Origin of the sequence: Bradyrhizobium sp. TM233, from assembly GCF_036247965.1 — a bacterium.
GTDB classification, from domain to species: domain Bacteria; phylum Pseudomonadota; class Alphaproteobacteria; order Rhizobiales; family Xanthobacteraceae; genus Bradyrhizobium; species Bradyrhizobium ottawaense.
On record NZ_BTIG01000007.1, the window covers coordinates 729332 to 740428 of the forward strand.

The following is an 11097-nucleotide window of genomic DNA, read 5'->3' on the forward strand; positions in this document are numbered from 1 at the left end:
CTCCACCGTCGTTCTATTGCAACCCGTCACAATCCTTCCGGCACCGGCTGGTCCCGTCCGATGAAGGCGCCCTGTTGTTTCAACGTTTCCTGCAACTTTTCAATGGGGATTTCGCGCGGAATCCGGTTTCCGGAGAGCGCCAGCGCGGCGGCGGAACCGGCCGCCTCGCCCATCACGAAACAGGCACCGGAGACCCGTGCCGCCGACTGGCCCTCATGGGTCATCGAGGCGCAGCGGCCGGCGACCAGCAGATTGTCGATGCCTTGTGGCACCAGCATCCGGTAGGGCAGTTCGTTATAGCCGCGCGATTCCGGGATCGGCGGGAAGGTGAAGACGACGTCGCCGGGCACATGGGCCTCGATCGGCCAGCCATTGACGCCAATGGAATCCTCGAACGAGGCGCAACCCAGCACGTCCTCGCCGCTGAGCTGGTAGCCGCCCTTGATGCGGCGGGTCTCGCGGATGCCGAGCTGCGGCGGCAGATCGACGATGTAGGATTTTTCAAAGCCCGGCACGGTGCGCAGGAATTCGAACGCGGCGAGCGCCTGCTTGCGGCCCTCGATCTCGCCGCGGGTGAGATCGTCGGGCTCGACGCCGTTGATGGCATGGCCGTCCTCGCGCGCCACTTGCGTAAAGTTCACCCGCCATTCGATGCCGGATTTCTGCGGCCGCACGATGGCGCTTTTGCGCGGGAATGTGTGGGTGCCGGCCGCGATGGCTCTCTCCATCAATTGCGGAATGGTGCGCCAGGCATCGCCGGCCTTGTCGGGATCGATGCCGTTGAGGCGGAGCATCATCGAGGGGTACATCGGATGGCCGTGCTCATCGCCGATCTCGAACGGCGCGCCGGCCCACACGGCGAGGTCGCCGTCACCGGAGCAATCGATGAAGATCTCCGATCGCACCGCCTGCCGTCCGGCCTTGGTCTCGACAATCAGCGCGTCGATGCGGCTGTTGTCACCCATCACGACGCCGGCGCCGAGCGCGTGGAAGAGGATGTGCACCTTGTGGCTCGCGAGCAACTGATCGGCCGCGATCTTATAGGCCGCGGTGTCGTAGGCCTGCGCAAAGACCTTGCCGAGGATCAGATGCGGCGTGTTCAGCCCGTTGAGCCGATCGATCCGCGCCAGCAGCTCGGACGCCATGCCCTGCACGAGGCGATGGGCCTGGCCGTAGACATTGCCATGCAGACCGCAAAAATTTGTGACACCGGCAGCGGTGCCCATGCCGCCGAGAAAGCCATAGCGCTCGATCAGAAGCGTCTTCCGCCCCGCGCGTGCTGCAGACGCCGCCGCCACGATGCCGGCCGGGCCGCCGCCAAGCACGACGACTTCATATTCGCCATAGAGCGGCACCTGTCGTGCCGGTTCTTCGATCGTCATGGCCCGCATGGCGCGTCCCTTCCCAAATCTCTTGCTTGGGGTCGACTATGAATTAACGCGAGGCAGGCTACAATCCACCGAAATACGCGATCAGCTTTCGCAAATCGAGAAAGGTCGACATGGACATCCTGGTGAACCTGCAGGCCTTCCTGGCGACCGCCGACGCCACCGGCTTCTCGGCCGCGGCGCGAAAGCTCGGCGTCTCGACCTCGGTGGTGGCAAAACGCGTCACGCAGCTGGAGGCGCGGATCGGCACGGCACTGTTTCACCGCTCGACCCGGCAATTGCGGCTGACCGAAGCCGGACAGCGCTATGTGCATCGCGCACGCGGCGTGGTGACCGACGCAACTGATCTGCTCTCGCGCATGGGCGAGAAGGGCCACGACCTCGTCGATCACCTGCGCATCAAGGCACCGACGTCGCTGACGGTGGCGCGGCTTGCGGATGCCTTCAGCGCGTTCCAGACCCAGAACCCGAAGCTGAAGCTCGATATCGTGTTGATCGACCGCCCGGTCGATCCCGTCACCGAAGGTTTTGACATCGCCATCGGCGCTTTCCCGCATTCGTTCGGCGGCGTGGTCGACGAGCCGCTCTGCGCGCTGAAGCGGCTGCTCTGCGCCTCGCCGGCCTATTTGAAAAGACATGGCACGCCAAAACATCCGCGCGACCTCGTCGAGCATCGCTGCCTCAGCTTCATGCCGACGGGACCTGAATGGATCTTCGACGGACCACGCGGCCGCATCAGCATCCAGGTCAGCCCGCTGCTCTCCACCAATGAGGGACACGTGCTGGCGCGCAGCGCGATCGCCGGCAACGGCATCGCGCTGATCTCGCATTATCTCGTCACGGACGCCTTGCGCGACGGCACGCTCAAGCCGGTGCTGCGCGACTTTCCGATTCCGGAGCTGTGGGTGAAAGCCACGATCCCCGAGCGGCGGCGCAATGCCGCCGCGGTGCAGGCGCTGCTGACGTTGCTGAAAACGTCACTGGCGCCGTCGCTGTGAAGTGCGGTGCCGTAGCCCGCCACAAGACGGTTGCCCGGGAACGACAGACCTGACAGAAGTGCCCGCATGGATTCGACGCTCTTGAAATTCGCCCTGCCCGCCCTGATCGCTCTCGCGATCTCCGCCGCTCCCGCCGCAGCCGTGGAGCAAAACTGCCGCTTCATCCAGGCCAAGCCCGAGCGCGAGGCCTGCTACAAGCGGCAGGAGGACGAACTCGCCGCGAAGCGCAAGCCCGTTGCGCCTGCCAATGACGGCCAGACACTCGAAACGCTGCGGCAGATGCGGCAGGACGACGACGCTGTCTATCGCAGCATCAACAACATCTGCCGCGGCTGCTGACGCTCAACCTCTCCCGCCGCCCCAATTCCCCGCCCGCTTCTCCGCGAACGACGCCAATCCCTCGGCCGCCTCCGCACTCTGGCGCTTGAGCGAATGCAGCTGGACGAGCCGCGCGTACGCCGCATCATCGACGGCCATACCGCCGAACGAGCTCTCCAGCGCGAGCTTCTTGGTCTCTGCCATCGCCTCCGGCCCATTGGCAAGCAATTGCTCGACCACCTTGGCGCCGGCGGCTTCGAGATCAGCGAGCGGCACCACCTCATGGACAAGGCCGATGCGGCGGGCGTCCTCGGCGCCGAAGCGCTCGCCGGTGAGCGCGTAGCGGCGGACCTGGCGCACGCCGACGGCGTCGCAGAGCTGCGGGATGATGATCGCCGCGGTCAGGCCCCAGCGCACCTCGGTGATCGAGAACAGGGCGTTGTCCGCGGCGATCACGACATCACATGCCGCGATCACGCCGGTGCCGCCGCCAAAACAGCCGCCCTGCACCAGCGCCACCGTCGGGATCGGCAGCGTGTTGAGCCGCTGCACGGCTTCGAAGGTCGCGCGCGAGGCCGCCTCGTTCGCATCAGCCGATTGCGGCCGCACGCCGTTGATCCATTTCAGGTCGGCGCCGGCCTGGAAATGCTTGCCATTACCCTTGAGCACGACGACGCGAAGATTCGGCTTTTTGCCGAGATCGTCCATCGCCGCGAGCACTCCTGCGATCAGCGCGCCGTCATAGGCGTTGTTGACCTCCGGCCGGTTCAACGTGACGGTCGCAACCCCACGCTCATCGAGGGTCCACAGCACGGGGCTGGCAGTCATCGGCGATCCTCCGGTCATTGGTTTGCCGTGCACTATGGCCGAGGCAACGCATCCCGATCCATATCTTTCCAGCGTGGGGCGGTCGCGCCCATCGCATGGCGGCTTGTGTCATGGTGGCGCAGGGCGGCAGTTTGGGACCAGGAACGGAATCATCATGCGCATCTGCATTTTCGGCGCGGGCGCCGTCGGTAGCCACATCGCGGTCCGGCTGGCGCGCGCTGGTCATGACGTTTCGTGCGTGATGCGAGGGGCGCATCTGGAGGCAGTCCGGGCGGGTGGCCTCAAACTGCGTGTCGGCGATTCCGAGGTCTCCGCCAAGGTGAACGCCTCGGGCGACCCAGCCCAGCTCGGCACGCAGGACGTCGTGATCTCGACGCTGAAGGCCACTGCGCTCCCGGGGCTGGTCGCCAGCATCAAGCCGCTGCTTCAGGACGACACCGCCATCGTCTTTGCGCAGAACGGTATTCCCTGGTGGTACGGGATCGGCCTGCCGCCGCGGCACCCGACACCTCCGGACATTTCCTTCCTCGACCCCGGCGGACGCTTGCGCGCCTGCATCCCGAAGGAGCGGATCATCGGCGGCGTCGTCTTCTCCTCCAACGAGGTGACCGCGCCAGGCGTGGTGCACAACCTCACCCCGGACCGCAACCGCCTGCTGATCGGCGAATGCGACGACCGCAATTGCGAGCGCATCACCAAGCTGCGCGGCGTCTTCAACGACGCGCGGCTGGAATCACCGCCGGTGGCGGAAATCCGCGAGGCGATCTGGTCAAAACTGCTGACCAACATGTCGCTGTCGGTGCTGTGCCTGCTCACCGGCCAGACCGCACGCGGCGTGCGCGACGACGCCGCCTTTGCGGACGTCATCCCGCGCATGCTGAACGAGGCCAACGACATCGCGCAGCATTTCATCCCCGAGGTCAAGCGGGTGACGCGCAGTGGACCCGCCCCCAATCACAAACCCTCGCTGCTGCAGGACTACGAGCTTGGCCGCGCCATGGAGATCGACGTTCTGGTGAAGGCGCCCGCCGCCTTCGCGCGCACGGCAGGCCTGTCGACACCGACGCTCGACCTGATCGCCGCGCTCGCGATCCAGAAGGCCCGCGACAAGGGGCTTTATTCCGCCTGAGCCTCAGGCGAGCGTGTCGATCCAGGCTACGAGCGCGTTCAATACCTCAGTGAGCGCCTCGTCATTGCTACGGCCGGATTTCTTCAGCACCGCGAACGAGTGATCGCCGCCCTCGATCTCATGCAGCGTCGCCTTCTTCGGACCGAGTTTCTCGACGACAGGCTTGAGGTAGCCGAGATCAGCAAGCCCATCGCGCGTGCCTTGCAGGAACAGCATGGGGATGGTGACGCCGGCGAGGTGCTCGGCGCGCTCGGATGACGGCTTCTTGTCGGCGTGCAGGGGAAAGCCGAGGAAGGCGAGCCCTTTGACACCAGGCAACGGCGTCTTGGACTGCGCCTGCGAGGTCATGCGTCCGCCGAATGATTTGCCGCCTGCGACGAGCGTCACCCCGGGGCACAGCCGCGCCGCCTCCGCGACTGCCGCGCGGATCGCCGCGTGCGCGACCGCCGGCTGGTCGGGACGTCCCTTCTTCTCTTCCATGCAGGGGAAATTGAAGCGCAAGGTCGCGATGCCGCGCTCGGCAAGGCCGGCCGAGACCTTCTCCATGAACGCATGCCGCATATCTGCGCCCGCGCCATGCGCCAGCACGTAACAGGCACGCGCATTGTCCGGCTGCGTCAGGATCGCCGAGACCGTGCCGATGCGCTCGATGTCGAGCTTGAGCTCTTGTGTTTTGACAGCCACAATCAACCATCCCGACAGAAGCTGTTACGGTCGCCTTGGTAGCGTCCCCGGCGCAGCCTGAAAACACAATAATTGCCGCGGCCGACTGGCCTACCTAGCCGGAAAGCCGCATCAACCGAGGTAATCATGTCCTACCGCTCCTCCTGGATGACCGAAGAACTCGATGTCTTCCGCGACCAGTTCCGGAAATACCTCGCCAAGGACCTGGCGCCGCACGCCGAAAAATGGCGCGAGCAGAAGATGGTCGACCGCTTCGCCTGGCGCGGTCTCGGCGAGATGGGCGCGCTGCTGGCGAGCGTGCCGGAGGAATATGGCGGGCTGGGCGCCACCTTCGCCTATGACGCGGCGGTGCTGGACGATCTCGAAAGCACGGTGCCGGAGCTGACGACCGGCGTCTCCGTGCACAGCGCCATCGTCGCGCATTACATCCTCAACTACGGCTCGGAGGAGCAGAAGAAGCGCTGGCTGCCGAAGATGGCCTCGGGCGAGATGGTCGGCGCCATCGCCATGACCGAGCCCGGTACCGGCTCGGATCTGCAAGCCGTCAAGACCACGGCGAAGAAGCAGGGCAATTCCTACGTCATCAACGGCCAGAAGACCTTCATCACCAACGGCCAGGCCGCCGATCTCGTCATCGTGGTCGCGCGCACCGGAGACGTCGGCGCCAAGGGCATTTCGCTGATCGTGGTCGAGACCGCGGGCGCGGACGGCTACAAGCGTGGGCGCAACCTCGACAAGATCGGCCTGCACGCCTCCGACACCTCGGAACTGTTCTTCGACAACGTCACCGTGCCGCCCGAGAACCTGCTCGGCAAGGAGGAAGGCCAGGGTTTTGTGCAACTGATGCAGCAATTGCCGCAGGAGCGGCTTGCGCTCGCGGTCGGCGCCGTCGCCGCGATGGAGCGCGCGATCAAGCTCACCACCGACTACACCAAGGAGCGCAAAGCCTTCGGCAAGCCGCTGATGGATTTCCAGAACACCGCCTTCAAGCTCGCCGAGCGCAAGACCGAGGCGATGATCGCCCGCGTCTTCGTCGACTGGTGCATCGAGCGCCTGGTCGCCGGGGATCTCGACACCGTCACGGCGTCGATGGCGAAATACTGGTGCTCGGAGAAGCAGGTCGAGACCGCCGACGAATGCCTCCAGCTGTTCGGCGGCTACGGCTACATGCAGGAATACCCGATCTCGCGCATCTTCATCGATTCCCGCATCCAGAAAATCTACGGCGGCACCAACGAGATCATGAAGCTGCTGATCGCCAGATCGCTGTGATCCGGTTGCTGTGAGCAGCTACTTCATCCGTTTGTCGGCGGCGATGAAGTCGATGAAGGTCCTGACCTTCGCGGAGAGATATTTGCGGCTCGGATAGACCGCGAACAGCTTTCCGGCGAAGATGATGTGGCCGGGCATGACGTGCTCCAGACGACCGCTGGCGATGTCCTCGGCGACCAGCCATTTCGGCAGGAAGGCGAGGCCCATGCCTTCGATTGCTGCCATGTGCAGCAGCGTTTCGTTGCCGCTGCGCAGCACCGGCTTGAGCTTGACGGTCTCGGGGCCGTGCTCGCCCGTGAAGGAGAAGCTCTCGCCCGGGTAAAGCGCGTAGTGCAGCAGCGGCTGGCCGGCGAGATCGGCGAAGGTCGATGGACGGCCCGCGCGTTTGAGGAAGGCGGGAGCCGCCACCATGTAGAACGGGACGCTGGTGATCGGACGCGCGATCAGCGCCTCGTCCGGCGTGCCGGTTGCGCGCAGGGCGAGGTCGAATCCCTCCTCGACCAGATTGACCAGCCGTCCGCTGAGATCGACGTCGAGACGTACCTCGGGATAGCGCGCCTGATAGTCCGCCAGCACGCCCGCAAAAATCGCGTTCGCCATCCACACCGGTGCGGTCAGGCGCAGCGTGCCGTGCGGAACAACGGTGGCATTGCTGACGGCCGCTTCGACCTCGTCGAGCGAATCCAGCATCTGCCGCGCCTGCTCGAAATAGAGCGCGCCGCTTTCGCTCAGGCTGACCCGCCGGCTGGTCCGGTTCAGCAGCCGCGTGCCCAGCCGCTTCTCGAGCTGCATCACGTGCTTGCTCACCATGGCCGGGGAGATGCGCAGGCGCTGTGCCGCGGTCGCGAAGCTCTTCAGCTCGGCGACCAGGCAAAACACCCTCATGCTGACCAGAGAATCCATGAGATCATCAACATCCAGGAAATGAACTAATCCCGAAGCCGATAATGATCAAAAACGGTGAAACTATCAAATGGTGGTAACCCTCACATTCTGGAGAACCACCATGTCCACCGCCACCTTCGAGACCCCCGCCCCCGGCCGCGCCCTCCGCATCGGCCTCTGGGCCGCGCAGGTCCTCCTCGCCTTCGTCTTCATCTCGGCGGGGCTGGTAAAGCTGACCACGCCGATTCCCCAGCTGGCCGCGATGATGCCCTGGGCCGGCCAGTATTCGGAGACCTTCGTCCGCTCCATTGCCTTGGTCGACCTCGCCGGCGGCATCGGCATCCTGCTGCCGGCCCTGACGCGGATCCTGCCGCGGCTGACGGTGCTGGCCGCGCTCGGCTGCGCGGTGTTGCAGGTCATTGCGCTGGTCTTCCATCTCTCGCGCGGCGAGGCCGCGGTGACGCCGCTCAACGTCGTCCTGCTGGCGCTCAGCCTGTTCGTGCTGTGGGGTCGCAACGGCAAGGCGCCGATCGCGCCGCGTCAATTCTGATCGACGGGAACGCCGCACCATGATCTCTGCCAATGGATGGTCTCGCAGGGGGCTGCTGGCGGGCGCATCGATCCTCACGGCCGCCGGCACCGCCGCGGCCAAGGAGGATCGTCTCACCGAGGGCGTCGTGATCCTCATCGACAGCAACGAGCCCTATGTCATGGGCCACGCGATCAGCTACTCGGCCAATCTCGCCAGGCACTTTGCCGACAAGGGCGCGAAAATGCTGATCGAGGTCGTCGCCAACGGCAAGGGCATCGACATCTTCCGCGCCGACAAGACGCCACTGATCGAGCCGCTGGCGACGCTGCGGCAATCGCTGCCGAGCCTCAGTTACAGCATGTGCGCCTCGTCCAAGGTGATCGCGGAAGCCAAGGAGCAGGTCTCGATCCCGCTGATTGCGGGCGCGAACCTCGTCCCGTTCGGCATCGGACGCGTGGTCGACCTGCAACTCAAAGGCTGGGCCTATATTCATGCGTGAGAAGCCTCGCGCGTTGTCGCGGCGATCGCTCCTGATCGCCGCGCCGGCCTATCTCACTGTCCTGCGCACCGCCGACGCGCAGGACAGCTGGCCGCCGGTGTTCGAAGCTGGCCGCAGCCAGTTTACAGTGGTGCGGCCGCACGCGTTGATGCCACAACTTCGGCTTCAGGACCCGCGCGGCAAGGACATCATCGTGGCTGCCAAGCCGGGCCGCATCACATTGGTGAACTTCTGGGCGACCTGGTGCGCCGCCTGCAAGCTCGACCTGCCCATGCTGGCAAGCCTTGCGGCCTCGCGGCCCGACCGGCTCGACATCGTCGCGATCTGCACCGACACCAAAGACCTGCGCAAGATCCGCACCTTTCTCGGCGGCCTCTCGTTGCAGAACCTCGCCTGCTATGTCGATGCTTATGGCGCGGCGGCCCAGGCCTCCACCGAGATGTTCTCGATCGTCGGCATGCCCATCACCTATCTCGTCGGAACGGGCGGGCGCGTCGAAGGCTACATCACCGGTGCGCCCGACTGGCTGTCGCCAGCGGGCACGCGCCTGCTGCAATACTATCGCGAGCAGAGCTAGCGCCGACTCAATTCGGATGCCACCAGCGGCCGCCGATGACGACACCTTCGGACACGATCTTGCGGTCGCCAATCAGGTGCTCGCCGACGACGTCCTCGTAGTCGAACTGGCCCTGTTTGACCGAGATCAGCGTGGCGTCGCCGACGCAGCCCGGCTTGAGGCTGCCGAGCTCGGGGCGACGCAGCGCCATTGCCGCATTCACCGTTGAGGCCGCGATCACGTCGGACAGCTCCATGCCCATGCACAGGAACTTCGACATGGTCGTGACCTGGTCGTAGGCCGGGCCGTCGATGCAGAGCTGGTGGATATCCGAGGAAATCGTGTCCGGATAGAAGCCGTTGGCAAGCATCGCGCGCGCGGTCTTGAACGCGAACGAGCCCTTGCCATGGCCGATATCGAACAGCACGCCGCGCTCGCGCGCGTCCAGCACCGCCTTCTTCACCGTGCCCTGCGCGGTCGCCGGCGTGTTCGGGAAGGGGCGGAACGCATGGGTCAGCACGTCGCCGGGCCGCAGACGTGCCAGCACCTCCTCATAGCTCGGCGGCGGATGGTCGATATGCGCCATCAACGGCATGCCGACCTCGTTCGCGACCTCGAGCGCGATGTCGAGCGGCACGACCCCCGACGTGCCCGAGGAATGCAGGCCGACGCGCACCTTAATGCCGACGATGAGGTCGCGGTTGGCATCGGCCACCTTGGCCGCCTCGATCGGGTTCATCAGCCGCAGCTCCTCGCTCTCGCCGACCATGATCCGGTGCGAGAAACCGAAGATGCCGGCGTGCGAGACGTGCAAATAGGCGAGGATCCGGACCTGGCTCGGCTCGATCACATGCTTGCGGAAGCCGGCGAAATTGCCGGGGCCGGCGCTGCCGGTATCGACCGCCGTAGTGACGCCGGAGAGGCGGCAGAATTCCTCGGCATCGATGCCGAGCGAGGTGCCGCCCCAATAGACATGGGTGTGGAGATCGATCAGTCCCGGCGTCACGATGAGCTGCGAGGCGTCGCGCACCTCTGTGCCCGGATCGGCCTTGAGGGCGCCGCCGACCGCCGCCACCTTGCCGCCGGCAAAGGCGACGTCGGTCACGGCGTCGAGCTTCTGGGAGGGGTCGATCACCCGCCCCCCGCGCAGGATCAAGTCGAAAGGCATCGTCGTCTCCGGATGAGGCAGCGAGGTGCGGCGGCATGGCAGCTGGGCCAGCGAGGAAGGAAGCCGTTCGCTTCTAGCAATTTTCGCGCCGAATGGCGCGGCAAACCGTGACGGTGGCCCATGAAAAATGGGGATCCCGGGAAGATTCGAACTTCCGACCTACGGTTTGGGAAGCCGATGGCGGGGGATCACCCCGCCATCCAACTTCAGTCGTGGCCTTGTCGGAGGATCCCCCAAAGAATCCTCCGAGGCAGTTTGTCGAGGGCCAGCTTGTGCGGCTGACCCGTCCCTTACGCGAAGTGGAAGTCGTGGCTGTTCAGCTTGTCGAGCTGCGTGTTCTTCAGCGTGAGCGTGTCGCTCCCGGTCGCGATAACGACGTCGTGGCCTGACTGGGCCGCGTGGGAGAGAACGCCGGCGAAGCTGTCGAACACGCTCTTGCTGAACTCGATCGTGTCGTGAGCAGGTCCACGGGCAGCGAAGTCCTTGATGACGTCCTGGCCGAAGTTCGACGCAAACGTGAACGTATCCGCACCCGCCTTGCCCACCATGACATCGTTGCCGGCGGTGCCGGTCAGCGTGTTGCTGAGGCCCGAGCCGATGATCGCCTCGCCCGAACTGGTGCCGACCACGTGACCCGTGGTGTCGACCTGCTCCGCGGTGAAGGCATGGGACTTGCCCGACAGGTCGGAGGTCTGGAAGCTCCACTTGCCATCGGCACCCGTCGTGGCCGAACCGACCGAGCTCGTGCCGTCATACAGCTTGATCTCGCTGCTGGGATCGGCCGTGCCCTTGATCGTCGCGGTGTGATCCCAGTGCTGACGCACATTGGTGACTTCGACG

13 protein-coding genes are annotated in these 11097 nt (G+C 65.3%); 7 read left to right on the forward strand and 6 right to left on the reverse strand.

The genetic code is table 11. The annotated features are described in order from the left end of the window. Positions 1-26 precede the first annotated feature (26 nt). Entirely contained in the window at positions 27-1391 is a 1365-nt protein-coding gene (locus AABA86_RS17980) for an FAD-dependent oxidoreductase (protein ID WP_338307713.1), read from the reverse strand. 110 nt (positions 1392-1501) lie between these two features. Here AABA86_RS17980 and AABA86_RS17985 point away from each other — a divergent pair, with 110 nt between their 5' ends. Then, positions 1502-2386 (forward strand): LysR family transcriptional regulator, encoded by an 885-nt coding sequence (locus AABA86_RS17985; protein ID WP_338307714.1) that lies wholly within the window; start codon positions 1502-1504, stop codon positions 2384-2386. A 66-nt stretch (positions 2387-2452) separates the two neighbouring features. Next, entirely contained in the window at positions 2453-2725 is a 273-nt protein-coding gene (locus AABA86_RS17990; RefSeq protein WP_212247537.1) for a hypothetical protein, read from the forward strand. Positions 2726-2728: 3 nt separating this feature from the next. Here the strand turns inward: AABA86_RS17990 and AABA86_RS17995 are convergent, their stop codons facing one another. Then, positions 2729-3532: an enoyl-CoA hydratase-related protein gene (locus AABA86_RS17995; RefSeq protein WP_212247539.1), complete on the reverse strand. Its 804-nt coding sequence runs from the start codon at positions 3530-3532 to the stop codon at positions 2729-2731. A 154-nt stretch (positions 3533-3686) separates the two neighbouring features. On the opposite strand from AABA86_RS17995, the gene AABA86_RS18000 reads away from it, so the two are divergent. Next, positions 3687-4661 carry a ketopantoate reductase family protein gene (locus AABA86_RS18000; protein ID WP_212247541.1) on the forward strand — a complete coding sequence of 325 codons (975 nt, stop codon included), beginning with the start codon at positions 3687-3689 and terminating at the stop codon, positions 4659-4661. Between the two features lie 3 nt (positions 4662-4664). Here the strand turns inward: AABA86_RS18000 and AABA86_RS18005 are convergent, their stop codons facing one another. Next, complete coding sequence (locus tag AABA86_RS18005) at positions 4665-5345, reverse strand: alpha/beta hydrolase family protein (protein WP_338307715.1); 681 nt, start codon at positions 5343-5345, stop codon at positions 4665-4667. 126 nt (positions 5346-5471) lie between these two features. Here AABA86_RS18005 and AABA86_RS18010 point away from each other — a divergent pair, with 126 nt between their 5' ends. Beyond that, complete coding sequence (locus tag AABA86_RS18010) at positions 5472-6617, forward strand: acyl-CoA dehydrogenase family protein (RefSeq protein WP_338307716.1); 1146 nt, start codon at positions 5472-5474, stop codon at positions 6615-6617. A gap of 18 nt (positions 6618-6635) precedes the next feature. Here the strand turns inward: AABA86_RS18010 and AABA86_RS18015 are convergent, their stop codons facing one another. After that, positions 6636-7520: a LysR family transcriptional regulator gene (locus AABA86_RS18015; protein WP_338307717.1), complete on the reverse strand. Its 885-nt coding sequence runs from the start codon at positions 7518-7520 to the stop codon at positions 6636-6638. Positions 7521-7623: 103 nt separating this feature from the next. On the opposite strand from AABA86_RS18015, the gene AABA86_RS18020 reads away from it, so the two are divergent. From AABA86_RS18020 to AABA86_RS18030, 3 genes are read left to right on the forward strand one after another with little or no spacing between them, the layout of a single operon-like run. Then, the gene (locus AABA86_RS18020; protein WP_212247549.1) at positions 7624-8052 is read left to right on the forward strand and encodes a DoxX family protein; all 429 of its coding nucleotides are present in this window, start codon (positions 7624-7626) and stop codon (positions 8050-8052) included. 19 nt (positions 8053-8071) lie between these two features. After that, on the forward strand, positions 8072-8533 hold the full coding sequence (locus AABA86_RS18025) for a DsrE family protein (protein WP_338307718.1): 462 nt from the start codon (positions 8072-8074) through the stop codon (positions 8531-8533). Next, entirely contained in the window at positions 8526-9110 is a 585-nt protein-coding gene (locus AABA86_RS18030) for a TlpA family protein disulfide reductase (protein WP_338307719.1), read from the forward strand. Before AABA86_RS18025 ends, AABA86_RS18030 begins: the two co-directional genes overlap by 8 nt. 7 nt (positions 9111-9117) lie before the next feature. Here AABA86_RS18030 and AABA86_RS18035 read toward each other — a convergent pair whose 3' ends face one another. Both AABA86_RS18035 and AABA86_RS18040 read right to left on the reverse strand, forming a co-directional pair. Beyond that, complete coding sequence (locus tag AABA86_RS18035; RefSeq protein WP_212247561.1) at positions 9118-10257, reverse strand: amidohydrolase/deacetylase family metallohydrolase; 1140 nt, start codon at positions 10255-10257, stop codon at positions 9118-9120. Between the two features lie 290 nt (positions 10258-10547). Next, the coding region (locus AABA86_RS18040) for an Ig-like domain-containing protein (protein WP_338307720.1) at positions 10548-11097 on the reverse strand (550 nt) is incomplete at its 5' end.